The 17414-nt window shown below is 48.9% G+C and carries 17 protein-coding genes; all 17 read right to left on the reverse strand.

Features of this window, described 5'->3' with window-relative positions; all coding sequences use genetic code 11:
* Positions 1 to 48: 48 nt before the first annotated feature.
* Complete coding sequence (locus AC6EJC_RS23320) at positions 49 to 816, reverse strand: type III pantothenate kinase (RefSeq protein WP_444956016.1); 768 nt, start codon at positions 814 to 816, stop codon at positions 49 to 51.
* Positions 817 to 822: 6 nt separating this feature from the next.
* A complete protein-coding gene (gene nadC / locus AC6EJC_RS23325) occupies positions 823 to 1713 on the reverse strand; it encodes a carboxylating nicotinate-nucleotide diphosphorylase (RefSeq protein WP_444956017.1) in 891 nt (296 codons plus the stop codon).
* Positions 1703 to 3316 carry an L-aspartate oxidase gene (gene nadB / locus AC6EJC_RS23330; protein WP_444956018.1) on the reverse strand — a complete coding sequence of 538 codons (1614 nt, stop codon included), beginning with the start codon at positions 3314 to 3316 and terminating at the stop codon, positions 1703 to 1705. Before nadB ends, nadC begins: the two co-directional genes overlap by 11 nt.
* Before the next feature lie 281 nt (positions 3317 to 3597).
* Entirely contained in the window at positions 3598 to 5637 is a 2040-nt protein-coding gene (gene ftsH / locus AC6EJC_RS23335; RefSeq protein WP_444956019.1) for an ATP-dependent zinc metalloprotease FtsH, read from the reverse strand.
* 97 nt (positions 5638 to 5734) lie between these two features.
* Positions 5735 to 6274, reverse strand: coding sequence for a hypoxanthine phosphoribosyltransferase (hpt, locus tag AC6EJC_RS23340; RefSeq protein ID WP_444956020.1), 540 nt, complete (start codon positions 6272 to 6274; stop codon positions 5735 to 5737).
* Between the two features lie 47 nt (positions 6275 to 6321).
* Positions 6322 to 7770: a tRNA lysidine(34) synthetase TilS gene (gene tilS, locus AC6EJC_RS23345; protein WP_444956021.1), complete on the reverse strand. Its 1449-nt coding sequence runs from the start codon at positions 7768 to 7770 to the stop codon at positions 6322 to 6324.
* A gap of 66 nt (positions 7771 to 7836) precedes the next feature.
* The gene (locus AC6EJC_RS23350; RefSeq protein ID WP_444956027.1) at positions 7837 to 8775 is read right to left on the reverse strand and encodes a protein kinase domain-containing protein; all 939 of its coding nucleotides are present in this window, start codon (positions 8773 to 8775) and stop codon (positions 7837 to 7839) included.
* Positions 8759 to 9508: a vWA domain-containing protein gene (locus tag AC6EJC_RS23355; RefSeq protein WP_444956022.1), complete on the reverse strand. Its 750-nt coding sequence runs from the start codon at positions 9506 to 9508 to the stop codon at positions 8759 to 8761. The genes AC6EJC_RS23350 and AC6EJC_RS23355 overlap by 17 nt, the downstream gene beginning before the upstream one ends.
* Positions 9509 to 9634: 126 nt before the next feature.
* The gene (gene spoIIE, locus AC6EJC_RS23360; protein ID WP_444956023.1) at positions 9635 to 12142 is read right to left on the reverse strand and encodes a stage II sporulation protein E; all 2508 of its coding nucleotides are present in this window, start codon (positions 12140 to 12142) and stop codon (positions 9635 to 9637) included.
* A gap of 504 nt (positions 12143 to 12646) precedes the next feature.
* Positions 12647 to 13171 (reverse strand): S1 domain-containing RNA-binding protein, encoded by a 525-nt coding sequence (locus AC6EJC_RS23365; RefSeq protein WP_014279051.1) that lies wholly within the window; start codon positions 13169 to 13171, stop codon positions 12647 to 12649.
* 123 nt (positions 13172 to 13294) lie between these two features.
* Complete coding sequence (locus AC6EJC_RS23370) at positions 13295 to 13627, reverse strand: FtsB family cell division protein (RefSeq protein WP_444956024.1); 333 nt, start codon at positions 13625 to 13627, stop codon at positions 13295 to 13297.
* Positions 13628 to 13631: 4 nt separating this feature from the next.
* Positions 13632 to 14210, reverse strand: coding sequence for a spore cortex biosynthesis protein YabQ (yabQ, locus tag AC6EJC_RS23375; RefSeq protein ID WP_025721692.1), 579 nt, complete (start codon positions 14208 to 14210; stop codon positions 13632 to 13634).
* Complete coding sequence (gene yabP, locus AC6EJC_RS23380) at positions 14207 to 14491, reverse strand: sporulation protein YabP (protein WP_014279048.1); 285 nt, start codon at positions 14489 to 14491, stop codon at positions 14207 to 14209. Before yabP ends, yabQ begins: the two co-directional genes overlap by 4 nt.
* Positions 14492 to 14670: 179 nt before the next feature.
* Positions 14671 to 14949: an RNA-binding S4 domain-containing protein gene (locus AC6EJC_RS23385; RefSeq protein ID WP_016818913.1), complete on the reverse strand. Its 279-nt coding sequence runs from the start codon at positions 14947 to 14949 to the stop codon at positions 14671 to 14673.
* Positions 14949 to 15221 carry an HU family DNA-binding protein gene (locus AC6EJC_RS23390; RefSeq protein ID WP_007428028.1) on the reverse strand — a complete coding sequence of 91 codons (273 nt, stop codon included), beginning with the start codon at positions 15219 to 15221 and terminating at the stop codon, positions 14949 to 14951. Before AC6EJC_RS23390 ends, AC6EJC_RS23385 begins: the two co-directional genes overlap by 1 nt.
* Positions 15222 to 15553: 332 nt before the next feature.
* Positions 15554 to 17053 carry a bifunctional methyltransferase/pyrophosphohydrolase YabN gene (gene yabN, locus AC6EJC_RS23395; RefSeq protein ID WP_444956025.1) on the reverse strand — a complete coding sequence of 500 codons (1500 nt, stop codon included), beginning with the start codon at positions 17051 to 17053 and terminating at the stop codon, positions 15554 to 15556.
* Positions 17054 to 17165: 112 nt separating this feature from the next.
* On the reverse strand, positions 17166 to 17414 hold a 249-nt coding region (locus AC6EJC_RS23400; RefSeq protein WP_444956026.1), incomplete at its 5' end, for a hypothetical protein.

The raw sequence follows: 17414 nt of genomic DNA on the forward strand, positions 1-17414 counted from the left end.
CCGATAAGATCACCGGTTGGCCTCAGCGGCAGCTTATATCCACTTTTTTTATTCGGCGTTACGTTGGTAAATGATGCGTAATCCTTCAAGCGTCAACATCGGCAACACCTTTTGAATGCTCTCTGTCTCTGATGCGATTAGCTCAGCAAGACCTCCGGTAGCAATAACCGTAGGCTCTGCCTGCATTTCTTCCTTAATGCGCCTCACAATGCCATCCACTTGCCCGGCATAACCGAAGATAATCCCGGCTTGCATGGCATGGACCGTATTACGACCAATGACCTTTTTGGGTTTCTCCAACTCGATACGGGGTAGCTTGGAAGCCCGTTGATACAGTGCCTCCGTCGAAATTCCGATACCCGGCACAATTACTCCGCCCAAGTAGTTTCCCTTATCGTCAATACAATCAAACGTCGTCGCTGTTCCAAAATCCACCACAACCAGAGGCCCGCCGAACCGTTCGACAGCAGCCACTGCATTCACGATCCGGTCCGCCCCTACTTCACGCGGATTTTCATAACGCAGGTTAAGACCGGTCTTGATTCCCGGTCCGACGATTAACGGCGTTCTGCCTATGTATTTATCGCACATTTCCTCCAATACACGGACCAACGGCGGAACGACAGAGGAAATGATAACCCCCTGAATGTCATCCTTTACTACGCCACCCATACCAAAAAGATTATGTATAAGTACGCCGTATTCATCAGCGGTTGCCTGTCTGGAGGTACTAATCCGGTAATGATGCAGCAGCTCGCTTCCCTTGTACATCCCCAGAACAATATTGGTATTACCTACATCCACTACAAGAATCAATGGGTGTCACCTAACTTTCTTTGCGTTAAGGTCAAGGCTGATATCCAGGTTATGAAAAGAGTATGTCAGCCTGCCTACAGAAATCACATCTACGCCACTCTCAGCCATCTTACGCACTGTATCCAGGGATACATTGCCTGAGGCTTCTGTTTTGACATGAGGGGCCCGTTCACGAATGAAACGAACGGCTTCCTTCATATCTGGGGCGGACATGTTATCCAGCATAATAATATCCGCCCCGGCTTCCAGAGCTTCCTGAACTTGTTTCATGTTTTCCGTCTCTACTTCAATGGTCATCGTATGGGGTATATGGGCGCGCGCTCGACTCACCGCCTGTGCAATCCCACCCGCGCCCTTAATATGGTTATCCTTAATCATAACAGCATCGTACAGGCCAAAGCGATGATTCGAGCCGCCGCCCACACGAACAGCATACTTCTCCAGCAGTCGATGACCCGGTGTTGTTTTACGTGTGTCAACCAAGCGAGTGGAAAGCCCATGCAATTGATCTATAAAAGATTGAGTCCGCGTTGCAATACCGGACATCCGTTGGAGTAAATTTAACGCCAGTCGCTCTCCAGTCAGAATCGCATGGGTACTCCCCGTCACTTCTGCCAAAACGCTTCCCTTTTCAATCCACTGTCCATCGGTCACCCGCGGAGTGAACGACAAGGAAGGGTCCACTACCCGAAATACAAGTGCAGCCACGGGTAAACCCGCAACTACACCGCTCTCCTTGGCATGAATGACAGCCTTGGATTGGTGACCCGGCTCAATCGTCCAGCGCGTGGTCACATCGCCGGAACCTGTATCTTCTCGCAGCCAGCTGCGAATTTGTGCCGTCAGTTCTTCCTGATATCCACTAAACTCTCCATAAAGCTCGCTGTTAGATGTCATGAACGCACTCCTCCGTTATGCCTTGCTCACGTCGCTGCTGAACATGCTTTCGCCATACGCTATCATCTGTCTCAGGAAAATCCTCGCGATAATGCGCTCCTCGGCTCTCCTCACGCAGCAGCGCACCATCTGTTACTAACAATGCACAGGTGAGCAAATTGGCAAATTCGATCTCTTCCTGGCTGGCAATCACGGCCTCAAAAACAGGCATTTGCCCTTGCAGCTCATCTAACGCTGCTTGCAGCCCTTCGCCGTGCCGACGAACTCCAGTATAACGAACCATTGTTTCTTGCAGCTTATGCCGCTGCTCCACGACGGATAAAACCGGGAACTCTGCACGGTTATCGCTGTAAGATATCAAAGTATGACCGACCAGCGGTGGCAATGAATGTAGCCGCTCGATAATCCTGCTGGCGAATACAATAGCTTCAGATAACGAATTGCTCGCCAGACGATTAGCTCCGTGAACACCCGTGGAAGAAGTCTCCCCGCAGGCGAACAAACGTCTAATGGAGCTTTCCCCATACAAATTAGTCTGAACACCACCCATCATATAATGGGCAGCAGGCGCAATGGGAATCCAGTCTGTCGTCATATCCAAACCAAATGACAGACATGTCCGATAAATCGTTGGAAAACGTTGTTTAACCCGCTCAGGCGGCTCATGTGTAATATCCAGGTATACAAGCGTAGCTTGGGTGCGTTCCATCTCATGAATGATAGCACGGGCTACGATGTCTCTGGGTGCAAGCTCCTGCCGGGAATCATACTGCTCCATGAAACGTTCTCCGTGAATATTGCGTAACACGGCTCCTTCTCCCCGTACGGCTTCGGAAATTAGAAACCTTGGAGCACCCGGATGGCACAACGCCGTAGGATGAAACTGTATGAATTCCATATCACGTACAACCGCCCCCGCACGATATGCCATAGCGATACCATCTCCGGTTGCGATATCTGGGTTGGTCGTATAACGGTATAATTGCCCGCTACCTCCTGAGCACAAAATCGTTGCATTTGCAGTTATATACGATCTTTCCCCATCCGGCTTTTGGACGAGAGCCCCGATACATTCGCCATGCTCCGTCAGCAGGTCGATGACCATACATTCTTCCCACACTTCGATACCGGGATGGGCAGCAACCTGCTGTGACAACGCACGAACAATTTCATGACCGGTGGCATCTCCATTCGCATGCAAAATGCGCCGATGACTATGTGCACCTTCCCGTGTCAACGCTAGTTGGCCATCCACACGGTCAAAGGCCGTTCCCAAACGTATTAACTCCTGAATACCACCTGGACCTTCATGTACAAGCGTTCTGACCGCCTCTGGTTCACACAGACCAGCACCAGCAATCAGGGTATCCTGCATATGAGAAGCAGGTGTATCCTCGTCCGATGTGACAGCAGCAATGCCACCTTGAGCATAACGTGTGTTGCTCTCCATCAAGGCCTTCTTGGTGATCAGCAACACTTTCCGATTCTCCGCAGCCTTAATCGCCGTATATAAGCCCGCAATGCCGGAGCCGATAATTAACACGTCGGCTTCCAATTTGGTCAATTCCGCTACATCAAAATCAACTAGATATCTTGGAATCATGCCTTCACCTGATTTCACAGAAGAATAGCGCACACCATAGGTTGTACAGTATGCGCTCACGATATATGTTCAAAATGATAGAAAGTCGATTGCAGCGGCTGTTGGCTTTTATAAGCTAAAAAGACGACAGCCGTTTATTTAACAATAAATGTACACAACGTTCCTCTGTCTGTCAAATCACGTTATCAATAATCTTCCACATTTTAAAAAGCTCCGGAAAACCAATAGTTACTGGTTCCCCGGAGCTTACATATATGCTTATTCAACTATCCATTAGATGATCAGGTTGTTGTCGGTGGAGTACCACCGGAGTTGCCCGAATTGTTATCATCCTCTGGCTTTTGCAGATTAGGGATATCATTCGGTTGATCCGTTGTATTCTTAGGCTCTTCATCCTTACCTTGAATACGTACACGGACGTCTCCAATGTTGTCGATCACAGGCTCACCGCTTTCCGGCGTTCCTTCTCCCTCATTCGTACCACCATTCAAAGAACCTGTCTCGATCAAACGTTTGATTTGCTCAAGTTCCAAGGTTTCTTCTTCCAGCAAGGTTTGAGCGATCAGATGAACCTCTTTGGAATACTTGGTCAGGAGTTCTCTAGCACGCTCATAAGATTCAGTGATGAAGCGATTCATCTCCTGGTCAATCTGATAAGCGATCTGATCACTGTAGTTCTGCTCATGACCGATATCCCGTCCAAGGAACACTTGGCCTTGCGAAGTGCCGAACTGCATCGGACCTAGCTTCTCACTCATACCGTATTCTACGATCATGCTGCGTGCGATGCTTGTTGCTTGCTGGAAGTCACTGTAGGCTCCTGTTCCGATCTCACCAATAAACAGTTCCTCGGATACGCGTCCACCCAACAATCCAGTGATTTTGTCCAGCAATTCCTGCTTGGTTGTCAGCATGCGGTCTTCCTTCGGAAGCATGATGACATATCCGCCTGCACGTCCACGTGGAATAATCGTTACCTTGTGAACCATATCGGCGTTTTCCAAGAAGAAGCCGATAATCGTATGGCCTGCCTCATGATAAGCAACAATTCGTTTTTCGCGGTCACTGATTACGCGGCTGCGTTTTTCAGTACCTACGATAACACGGTCGATGGCTTCGTCTACTTCTCGCATCGAAATATCTCTGCGGTTACGACGAGCCGCCAACAAGGCAGCTTCGTTCAGCAGATTTTCCAGATCAGCGCCCGTAAAGCCTGTTGTACGTTTCGCAATTACGTCCAATTTAACATCCTTCGTTAATGGCTTGTTGCGTGCATGTACATACAATACTGCTTCGCGGCCTTTAACATCCGGACGGTCAACCGTAATTTGACGGTCAAAACGTCCCGGACGAAGCAATGCCGGGTCCAGAATATCCGGACGGTTTGTCGCGGCTACGATGATGATACCTTCGTTTGCGCCGAATCCATCCATCTCTACGAGCAATTGGTTGAGCGTCTGCTCACGTTCATCATGTCCGCCACCCAATCCGGCGCCACGTTGACGTCCAACGGCATCGATTTCGTCAATGAAAATGATACAAGGTGCGTTCTTCTTCGCATTCTCAAACAAATCGCGAACACGGGAAGCACCAACCCCGACGAACATTTCTACAAAATCAGAACCCGAAATGCTGAAAAAAGGTACTCCGGCCTCGCCTGCAACAGCTCTTGCCAACAGTGTTTTACCCGTACCTGGAGGGCCCACTAACAGAACACCTTTTGGAATACGAGCGCCCACAGCTGCGAACTTGCGTGGGTCCTTCAAGAATTCTACGACTTCGACAAGCTCCTGCTTCTCTTCGTCAGCCCCTGCCACGTCCTCAAAGGTAACCTTCTTCTTCTCTTCGTTATACAGACGGGCTTTGCTCTTACCGAAGTTCATAACTTTGCCGCCACCGCCCTGTGCCTGATTAAACAGGAAGAAAAACAACAGGAACATGATCACCAAAGGAATGATAGAAGTCAAAAATGTCAGCCAAATGCTTTCGCCTTCCATTTTCTTCTGCACGTATTCAAACCCGTTCGTTTCGCTGGCATTCACCAGTTCACTTAGCGCTTGATCCGTTGGCGGAACATATACGGAAAAATTGGTCGATTTAGCATTAGCCGGCTGCTTCTTATATGCACCGGTTACAAGATAGGCGTAACCGTCAAATTGGACCGTTACTTTAGAGATATTATTAGCTTTAACCTCTTGCCGTAATTGGTCATATCTAGGGAGATCGGAGGCTTCGTTACTGTTGCTAACAAACTGAACGATACCCACCACAACTAAAAAAAGAATCAAATAAAAACCAGAATTCCGGATGAACCGATTCATCCCCTACCTCCTCTCGAGACACTTAAGTTATTTTACCATAGCCTGTAAGCCCTTCTCAACAAAGGACCCTATTTAGTCCTAGGACTGGAGGCTGAGATTAGCTGGTATAGATTTCCGGCTTCAAAACCCCTATGTATGGGAGGTTCCGGTAGTGCTCGGCATAGTCCAGACCATAGCCGACAACAAACGCATCCGGAAGCGTAAATCCGGTATAATCAGCTTCAAGATTAACGGTCCGGCGTGCAGGCTTGTCGAACAACGTTACGACACATACCGAATTGGCATTACGATTCTTAAGCAATTCAATCAAATGTGTCAGCGTCAGGCCACTGTCGATAATATCTTCGACAATCAGAACATCGCGTCCTTCCACTGAAGCGTCCAAATCTTTAATGATTTTAACAACGCCTGATGATTTGGTGGATACTCCATAACTTGATACAGCCATGAAATCAAGCTCTAACGGCACTGTAATGGCTTTAACCAAATCTGCCATAAAGATAAACGCACCCTTCAGCACGCAAATCACCAATGGATTTTTTCCTTCATATTTCACGCTAAGCAGTGCGCCCAATTCCTTGATTTTACTCTGAATTTCTTCTTCGCTGATCAATACTTCCTGAATATCATTTTGCAACGGTGTAAACCTCCTAAGTTTATACTATGAAAGCCGTTCCTGCGCAATTACCGGTGCCCCGGACTCTCTCGTCTTTGCCATGACATATATATAACCGAAGACGTGTGCTTTTGCACCGCGGCATGTACAGAACGTCGTACGCCCGGAATCCAGAGAATAGCTCCAGAGTGGTCGCAGACGATAGGAATAACGGAACGCATTGAAGGAGGTATTTTTTCATCAATAAAAATATCTTTAACCTTTTTTCTTCCGTTTAATCCCATTACATACATGGTATCTCCAGGTAATCGCGAGCGTACAGTCAACGGCAGACTCAATTCATCTGCGTCGAACCACGCTTCCTCCTCATTCGCCGGATTGTGTCCATCCGCATAAGAAGCCTTTCGCCACCGAAGTATACCCCCTGCCTCAGGCAACTCAAGCTCACCGGAAATAGGCAATACGCTCAGTCCATAGCACCATTCGCCCATAACGACTTGCGTACGGTCAAACAAAACCGCTTGGTCATATTCGCGGACTCCAACCGCACCGCCGCCCAAGTCCAAACTCCACGTAGACGATGCCTCTTGGAGAAGTCTTAGTCGTACGGTCTCAATTTTACGAAAATCTAAATTTTCACTGTCCGAAGGCAGATAATTTAATATTAGTTTAATCAACCTCCGTTGTAAAGCAACGGATAGCTTACGGTATGAAGCGATGGAAAACATGTACCTGTCATTATCCAAACGCACCATTTTCTCGTACGCCGAAAGCGTAGATTCCTCCATAAAGTCATTTTCGTCAGCCATCGTTTCGGCCAGCCGGTTCAGGGACGGTGTCAGTTGTTCATTATATTGCCCCAAAAAAGGAAGCACATCCATGCGGATGGCGTTACGGCGGTATTTGGACGATAAATTAGTGCTGTCTGTCACATAGGAAAGGCCATAAAAGTTACAAAACTCAATCAGGTCAGCCTTGTACATACGAAGCAGCGGGCGAATGAGTTGCACATTTTTTTCCTTGCGCGCCAAACGCATACCCGCCAAACCCGCTGGGCCGCTACCACGCAGCAAGTGCAAGAGAACCGTTTCCGCCTGATCGTCGCCATGGTGAGCCATTGCAATATGCTGTGCTTCCCACTTCGTAGCCGTATCATGTAAAAAGCTGTATCGTAGCTCGCGAGCTGCTTCCTGTGGCCCCTTCCCGCTCTCTTTCATATAAGTGGGTACATCAACCCGTATCATTTCAAATGGAAGCTCAAGCTTTCGTGCAATATTGCGTACCTCTTCAGCCTCGGCATCCGATTCCTCTGGCCTGAAACCATGATGGACGTGAGCGCAAACGAGTTGTAAAGGCATATGTATAACGGATATTTCATGTAAAATGTGCAAAAGGGCCACCGAATCCGGCCCACCGGATACAGCAACCACAATGCGGTCTCCGGGGCTCCACAGTGAATGATCTCGCGCCAAAGCGAGCACTTCCTGTACAACACCGGTCGGTTTTGTTGTTCCCATTCACGACCCTCTTTTCTCCCGACCGTAAAAATGATGATCATCTGTTATCTTATGTAAGTCATGCCGCTACCTTAACGCAATCCAGAGCGCTCCGGCAAGCAGCAAAAGTGATACCGTGAAGGCATACCCCAGCCAGCGTGAATTCCCTCTTTTGACGGACGATTGCCTGACATGTGCGGAAGCCAGACGTGACCAAGATCGGGCCGCTGCACGAGTATCGGAATATTCTCCACGCACTGCACCCAGCAGCCATTCGGCGTAGGGGCGTAATACACGGCTGCGACGAATGATGACTGTCAATTCTGCCGTATTGCGTAGCTGTGGCAGCCTGCTCGCAGCCGCCTTTAACGATTCACTCTCCAATATATGAATCGTTAGAAGAGCAAAGGCAAACAGGTCATACTGGGAATCGGCATTTCGGCTACCAGCATTCCAGAACCCCCTGTCATACCATTCTGTAAATTGTTTAACACTCCGACCTGCAAGGGACACTCCACCATAATCAATTAATTCAGCCTCTCCATAGGCATTGACCAAAATATTCTGCGGCTTCAGGTCGCCAAACACCCATCCTGCCTGATGGAGATCTGCCAGACGATTCAGTATGCCGGTTCCAGCCACACCATACCATTCGGACCCTTTGGCTGCCACAAAACGATGAAGCGGATCACCCTTAACGTATCGCATAACATAAAAGGGGATCTCCCCGCTGCGTAACACTACATCATCCACCTCAAACAAAAAGGAGGGATTCCCATTTCGCTGGAGGGCGGCCTGAGTCCCCTGAGACTGCAATGTGGTCAGCACATTAATCTCCGATTGCAGATCAAGCGTGTTCTTCCCCATTTTCAGAGCAAATTGCCGATCGGCCTGTGCTTCTTTTACCAAATATACAGTTCCGTTCGCTCCCCGGCCCAGCAAGCGCTGGATGACATAGCTGCTCCGCTTCCACTTGCCCTTGATGACCGTTCCGGGTGCAAGAACGGGATCAGACGACGTAGTCACCGAGCATCCCTTCTCCTTTGCCATAGGATTCTTCCAGATCTTTCTGCTCCCCTAGTGTAACATATCGGTAATAATCAATCACTTGTAAAATGGCTGGACCTGTCGGCGTCGCCCCTTTCATCCGCAAACGTCCGAATATCGATTTGATCTGGTTAAGCTCAGAGGTCCAACCGATATCCATGACCGCGTCTTCCCCCATTCGTCCGCCCGGAAAATGAAATACAGATATACGGCTAAGCCCGCTTCTGGACTGTAAACTGAGCAGCAAATCACGGATGCTGTCCTCTACAGCAGGCAGCTTGGGCTTCATGCTCGCACTTGCATCAATGAGTAAAGCAATTTCCAGGGTGCTTGTTTCTGTCAGTTCATCCATCACCTCAACCACCTGGGCTCGTTTTGCCGGAGGCAGTTCACCGATATGTCGGGCGCCACCCTCACCCAAAATGTGCGTTAACTCTCTATTAACCGCCTGCTGAATGGTTTGAACCACCGTTTTGCGCGTCATCATCTGCATGGTCTGCGCCAACTGCCTCGTACCTACGATTTGGCTAAACCCTCCCCCTGCTTTAGCGATTTCCTGAATCTCCGCGCTGCCAAGCTCGCCTATGGTTCCATAATCTATGACTCCGGCGACGTTCACTGTAATACCCTCCCGTAAGGCCTGGGCTGCCGCCATGACTGGACTAACACCTACATTAGAGCATCCGTCTGTAATGATCAAAATTTGCTTCATCGCTTTTTGACCTCCGCTTCCTCTTAATCTATCCCGATAGATTCTATCTTTACCTAATCAGGAACGATTCAAACGAAGAATGCGGATTTTTAAAAATGAATAAGGAATTTCCCGGGCAATGTCGGCTTAACTCACCGTCCGCGGACGTTCCATCCAGCTCATGCCAGGTACATGAAGGGTTGCCCACTCTGGGCGGAAGTGATCTATTTTACTAACGACTACTGTCATATCATCATAGATTTGATTTTGTTGGTATCGAATAACCCGTTCTAGCAAACAGTCGGCCAACTGCTGTGGATCTTCACTTTCAATTTCCTGAATCATGCGTTTCATCCATATTTCTTTATTGACCGCATAACCCGGTGAATCGTATATACCGTCTGTAATCATAATGAGAATATCACCCGGCTGGAGTTGCAGTGATACCAAATCAATTTCAATATCCTGTATAATGCCAATCGGCAAATTACTGGCAGATACGGGAATGACCTCCTCCCCTCTTTTAATAAAGCTCGGTGTAGACCCAATCTTCATAAAGGTTGTCCGGGCGGTGTACTGATCAATCAGCGCCATATCAACCGTAGCATACATTTCCTCAGGTGATCGCAGCATCAGGACAGAGTTAACCGACTTGATAGCCAGTTTTTCGTCCATGCCCGATTGCAGTAATTCTTCCAAAATGTTAAGTGCTGCGCTGCTCTCTTGCTGCGCGCGCTCTCCGTTCCCCATACCATCGCTTAAAGAGACTGCAAAAGTCCCGTTCCCTAGCTCCATCATGCTATAGCTGTCTCCTGAGAAAAAATCCCCTCCTTTGGCGGCACTTGCTACTCCTGTTGCAATCTCATACGTTTTGGCAGAGCCGAACATGACTGTAGCCAAGCCCTGACGGCGATCGGCCTCCGTTTCGCGCATCACAGCTATATGCTCGTCCAGTATGTCCGACAGCAACGGAGCAATGATTTTCCGACATTCATCAAATCCCCTTGTATAGGCATGGACAATCTCAATTTCCACCTGACCTGCATCCAGGTTAATAATCTCAATGGATTGGATAGACAAGCCCAGTCTATCAAGAGCCTCCCGTATTTGCTCTTCCTGCCGATGCATGGTCTGCCCTTCCCGCTGAATTTCTCGCGCTAAATCCTCCATAATTTGCGATACGCCCGATAGTTGGTCAGCAACAAGCTGACGACTATCGTATACTTGGCGCTTCCACTGCATATTATGCTGGTAGAGGCTATACTGCTGTTTCATCACTTGCAGCACAGCGCCCGTTTTAGCGCATGCCTTACTCCATTGCGGAGGTATCTGCTCTGGCTCCAAATCCGGGTTGTCCTCAATGGCGCTCATCATTTCCGTCATATACTGATGGGTTTGCATAAACTTGCCGTCCCAGCACTGCTCGCACTTGAAGCAGGAGGCACACGTTCCCTCCGCCACAGCGTTCATAAAATGCTCGATTTCACCATCCGACTTCGCGCTCTCACTCGCAGATATCTGGTGAAAGCTGCGGGATAGCTGACTGAATACGCGGGAAAATTTCGTCACCCGCTCGGCAGTGAGATCACGGACCCTTTTGGCATACTCATGCTGAGATTTGGCGTGATCCTGCGTACCAGGAACATAGGTGGAAACCGCTTTAAAGAAACTTTTTGGGGTCATTAAGAATAATAGAATCGCCGCGCAGCTCTCCCAGGTTGAGGTCAGCACGTCTCCGGTCCCGTCCAAATAAATGGTCAGAATTGAGGAACCTAGCAGCATCCCAAGCGCAACAGCACCTTTTCGCCCTTCACGCAGCATCCCTGCCAGCAAACCGGCAAAAGCAAGTAAACTCATCTGCACAATTGCGGACATATTGGCCAGACTTAAAATTAAACCGGTAATCACACCGACCGATGCACCCAGCGAAGCACCTCCCACCAAAGCAAACACTAAGACCAGATATCGCGACAGTACATGGTCGACAGACAGTGAATGAACGGTCCATCCTACCGCTCCCGTCATAACAGAGGCTAATAAAATAATAAGACATAAAATTTCCTCATTCTTGAGCTGGCTTGCCTTTTTGCGGTACGTAAACAACGGTATGGCCTGCGTGAACACTAGTGTAAGCATAAAGCTGAGAACCGCATCCGTTCCCACAATGACAAGTTCATACCACGTGAAAGACGGGGCCATTACGGCGTTAAATAAATTGACCATAAACACAGACAAGAAAACCATAAGCGGGGCATAGGATAATTCCAGACGGTCGAAGGTTCGTAGCCCGCGATACAGGAGATAAAATACCAGTAGCTCGCCGCCAATCATAAATAACGATGGATAAGGGGCTAACAGGCTGCCTAACACAACTGATATGGCTACAGGTAGCATCAGATCACGCCGAAGGAACGTAATGACCGCAAAATAAGCGAGGGCAAACGGAGAAAGCTCGTCCAAAATAGTGGCGCGTCCCAGTAGAACTCCCATAGCTGACAATAGCAGCATCCATCTTTGCGCCGTTACCCATTGCACCACTTTATGTGAATCCAGCCGTTTCTTGAGTCTGGAAGACCAACCTTCCGTACGCTCTTTGGATTTGGACTTTCTAGATTTCAACCCCGGAAAATGTACCACGTTCCATTTCTCCATCATGCGTCAGGCACCCCATTCATCAATTTGATGTTCCCATCTTAAACCGGAACGATTGAGAAAGTTTGTCAGAACCTCACGTCTTATTCCAAGAAATTTCCGACAAAAAAACGTTCTGCGCGAAAGGACAGAGCATCGCCCTGAACATCAAGCTACGCCCGTATGGAAGCAGATGGAAGTTGCATCCCTTTACTCCTTGCACGACCTCTCTATGTCGTCCATCCCCATGCCCAGACTAGCGATTTGCACAGAAGATAGACGGAAAACCGTTGGAGTTTGTCGGACGATTATGTCCACACGACAAAAAAAACATCCGCTTCCAGCACGATAGTTCTTCTCTTCTTCATCAAAATTGCGAATCTCATAAAATGCCCGTACGATTACCACTGGATTTATCGCCCACAGCCGTTGCTTATCGCATCTGTTGACGGTAAAACGCAAAAAAACCGTAGCAGTCTTTCGACTGTACGGTTTTCCGTGTATGGTTGATACGGTTGTCAAAGTGAATTAAACACGCTTCGCGCCGCGTCCTCCGCGTTTACCTTCGGTGTTCTTTTTCAGCGACGAAATGCGCTCCTCACTATCTTTCAGGAAGCGTGACATTTTATCCTCAAATGAAGGTTTACCCGGTGCAGGCTTGAAAGAACGGCCTCCACGATCGCGGTTGAAACCACCGCCACCACCACCGCGTCCTTGACTTGGACCTGAACCTCCACCGCCGAAACGGTCGCCTCCGCCTGGTCCTCCTGTACGCTCCGGTCTTGGAGCTCTTGGGGGACGGGCTTCACTTGCCGGCTTGTCAATCGTTTGCTTAATGGAAAGTCCGATTTTGCCATCTTTGTCAACATTAATGACTTTCACCGTCACAACATCATTAATCTTCAGGTGGTCGTTAACATCCTTAACATAGTTATCGGCGATTTCCGAGATGTGAACGAGACCCGTGACACCCCCAGACAAATCCACAAATGCTCCAAAATGCGTGATGCCTGTCACTTTGCCCTCTAACTTGGTGCCCACTTCAATTGCCATAGAATAAAATGATCCTCCCTTAAAATATACAACCGATTTTTTTGCAAAAAAATCCCGCTGTGGTGATTTGATTATACAAAATGGCGGAACCAAGGTCAACTAAGCATTGGCCCGATAATACTCCTATTTCTGATCTCCGATGATTGGCGTCTCTTCCGGTTTGTAAAGACCGTACTTGCTTCTGGCAATCTCTCCAATGTACTCAGGGTCCTGGAGACGATTTACTTCGGTTTGAAGCTGTTGTTCCGTTTGTGTAGCAGCTTGCTTCTGTTTTTCCTTCTGAATGAGCTGTTCACTTCGATCGGCCATAATCATCCCTTGAGAAAAAAAGGTGAAAATGGCCCAACTACCAAAGGCGGCAAGCGATAGCAACCAAATCATGATTCGCCTGCGCCCGCCCGCGTTGGACTTGGAGGACGTAGGAGATGAATGGCGATCTACAGACGAATTACGCATGATACTACCTCCTTCCAAACCATCTTTTTGCTGTGTTTTTCAGTCTGATGCCCAGCTTTACGAGCGACTCTGGAGTCTTCCAGCGCGCTTTAAGCGGACCGATCAACCATAGGATCGGCTTCCAAACCGGCATCAGGATGTATATCAGCATCCTTCCTAGGAACACAATAAGTGCCCATGTCCATCCGACCAGCTTGCGTAACAGCCGATACAGCGCTAACACCGGAAGAACAATCAGGATGCGCAGTATGCTGTTCACGATCAACGTCAGTCTGCGAACTATCTCTAATAACATTACCACAAAACGTTGGGTTGTAACACTAAAGGCCCAAAAATAGAGCCAAACCCCCAAAAGTAGTCCTAAAAAGACATAAAACCGCAGCTCACCGCGATTACTCGCGTATAGCACACGGAAAATAAACAAAGCCGAGGCCACCCAATACAGCACGTCCAACATATGAACGCTCCAACGGGCAAAATGAAAGCGGATGGACAGCACCCGGTAGCTGTCAAACACCACTCCCATAGCTATGCCCGACAACAGCATCCACGTCAACGTCAGCCATTGTGTGTAAGGGTTCATTTGAAGAGCTTGCCGAATAGGCTTTTTCCGTTTTTGGCCGGGGCCCCGGGCTCCAGGTAGACGAGGGAAGTAATCAGACCTTCAATGGACAGCAGCCCCTCTTCCAGACTGAGGTTTTTGATATGTAAATGTTGTCCGCGAATGGTGAGATGGCCCAGCTCGGTCTGAAGTAAAAATTCTTCACTGTCAAAGCTCTCCACATTGCTGACGCCTGAAATATCGAGCTGCTTGCGGCTTTGCATGCGCAGATCATGGTGCTTGGGCTTCCCTTGTTCAATCATGGCATGTACCCCTCCTTCTGTTCTTAGCTTATGAAGGGGGTTGTATGATTTAGAACTGCTTTTGCTCCTGATCAGCATATATTGGACGTAACCTTATCATCTAAAGAAAAAAGCACCCCTTCATAAAATTATGAAGGAATGCTTTCATGTACGACGTTATGATAAAATCAGATGTCTGCTTACCAGTTCAAACCGTTGTCCCTGGCAATAGGCTCTTCCTTTACCAAAGTGTACATACTTGCAGCCTCGTCCTTGCGTGTAGTGTCGGCGAGCCGTTCCACTCGCACGGTCACCAGCTTCTGGCCAAACTGGACGGTAATTTCATCGCCTACTTTGACCGCACTGCTCGGCTTGGCTTCGCGTCCGTTCACCAGCACTCTCCCTTGTTCGGAGACGTCCTTGGCTACTGTACGCCGCTTAATCAGCCGCGAGACTTTCAAGAATTTATCAAGACGCATTAGTTAACGGCTTCTTTAAGCTTATTACCGGCTTTAAAAGCAGGAACGGTCGATTCTGGAATTTCAATCGTGTTACCGGTTTGTGGATTGCGGCCTGTACGGCTGGAACGCTTACGCGTTTCGAAAGTACCAAAGCCGATCAGTTGCACTTTGTCGCCGCTAGCGAGTGCATCTGTAATTTCACCAAGAACGCCATTCAATACAGCTTCAACGTCACGTTTGCTCAAACCGCTTTTGCTGGAAATATTGTTGATCAGATCTGTCTTGTTCATAAGATAAAAGCCTCCCAAATGTCAAAAAATAATCATCACGCTGCATGTCCATATATGGAGCACACGTGAGGTCAAACTGTGGCCGAAGCCCTCCTGAATTCCACTGTAACACGTTCACCTATAAGCTACAGTTATTTTCAGAATTACTACAAGTTATTCTGGCTTGTCCTTAAAAATCCTGCAATGACAGGCGTTTTTTTATTCGACCCCAGTTAAGCCAACATCCTACTACAAAACTCTGCCCATTGGCAAGTCTGCTCAAACTGGGCGTGCTTTCAACCTTGCATATGTCTCCTTTACTGGCCTGTGCAGCCAGGGATTAATATGTGGAATCAAGCTTTGCCAAGGAGCTTTTTCGCTTCCTGCCAGTAGGTCTCCATTTCATCTACGCTGCTGTCTTCGGGACGACGTCCCTGCTCGCGTAATTTCTGCTCAATATACTGAAAACGGTCGACAAATTTGCGATTGGTGGCAGACAGCGCCTCTTCCGGATCTACTCCCATGAACCGGGCTGCATTCACAGCAACAAATAACACATCGCCTAACTCCAGCAACTGGGCTTCTACGGCATGCCCTTCACGTACCGCTTCCTTCAACTCAGCCACTTCTTCGTCCAATTTATCGAATACGCCTTCAATACTTTCCCAGTTAAAGCCTACTTTAGCTGCTTTCTTCTGGAGTTTGTACGATTTCATAAGAGCAGGCAAATCACGCGGAACCCCATCCAGTACGGAAGGGTATGCTGCCGCCGTGCCTTTAAGTCGTTTTTCCTCAGCCTTCATCTGCTCCCAGTTTTGCAGCGCCTCTTCCGCATCATTCGCTTGATTGTCACCGAACACGTGCGGATGGCGGAAAATAAGCTTATCATTCAGCCCTTGGATCACATCATACACATTGAAGGTTCCGACTTCCTCTTCCATTTGGGCATGCAGCAAAATTTGCAACAACAGATCGCCCAATTCTTCCTTCATATGCTCAGGGTCATCCTCATCTATCGTTTCGATGACTTCATACGTTTCTTCGATCAGATTTTTACGGATCGACTGATGTGTCTGTTCACGATCCCATGGACAGCCTTCCGGGCTGCGTAAAATATCGACAATCTCGTGCAGACGGTCAAAAGAACGCCGTTTCAGCGCCTCATCTTCACTGCGAGGTATGTATACCAAAGACAGATTTCCGTAGCCCTCCACTCGATCCAGCTCGTACAGCGGCACCTTGTGTACCGCTTCCTCACCTTCCACCCCAAGAGCATGACCGACATACACCTCATAATCGTCAGGATAACGCTCCATCAGGCACAGCTTCACATCAGAAGCGGTAAAGGCGTCATACACCTGTCCGATCAGCGTGTGCAACTGAGGCTGGAGCCAGCTTGCATCCAGTGTGCCTGCGTCCAACAGCTGGAAACCCTCAATCGGATCAAAACCAAGACGCACAAAAGCCTCATCCAAAAAACTTTCGCCACCCAAGATGTTCAGTTCAATCCCTTGCGCAGGACAACGCTCCTTGAGCAACTGCACCGCTGCTTCCGCTACCATCGGGTGACCGGGAACCGCATAGACGATTTCGCTTCCGTCCGTCGCTTTAGCAGCCGTTGCAATCAATTGGCTGGTAATTTCCTCGTATACCTCTGGAAAGGATTCCTTTGTCTCATACACCGTGTCAAACGACTCAAAAGCCACTTCAAACTCATTCAGCACTTGAACCGCCGGATGCTCCTTAGTCCGCAAATACAGGGCTGAAGCGCCCCGCATTTTGTTCAATATCCCTATCGTAAGCTGATCTGGATCTCCCGAGCCCAAACCTACGACCGTTAATGTTACGCTCATATCCAATCCTCCGTTCCGCAGAAACAAGGCCCATGCCCCGAAAAAACACACGGCGCAGACCCGCTTCCGCTTCCTTGCTTTGGCATTTACTATACCACAAAGTTATATAGGCTCATAAAATGGCTGTGCTGCTTCGCACCGTAAGCCGTATGGCCCCGGCTACGCCAGTACGCGCAGCCTGCGGAGCACGGCTGCCAGCGGGCGTCCAAGCTTGGGCACCGCCACAAGCTCGGCCTCCGTGATCAACCTCAAGCGTGCGAGGCCGATCACGAACACCACGGCGCCTGCGGCTACGCCCAGCAGGCTCTCCGCCGCTGCCGTGGTACGACCTCCGGCAGCCCATCCCAAGGCACCCAGCACA

It is taken from the genome of Paenibacillus sp. TY11, from assembly GCF_059772165.1.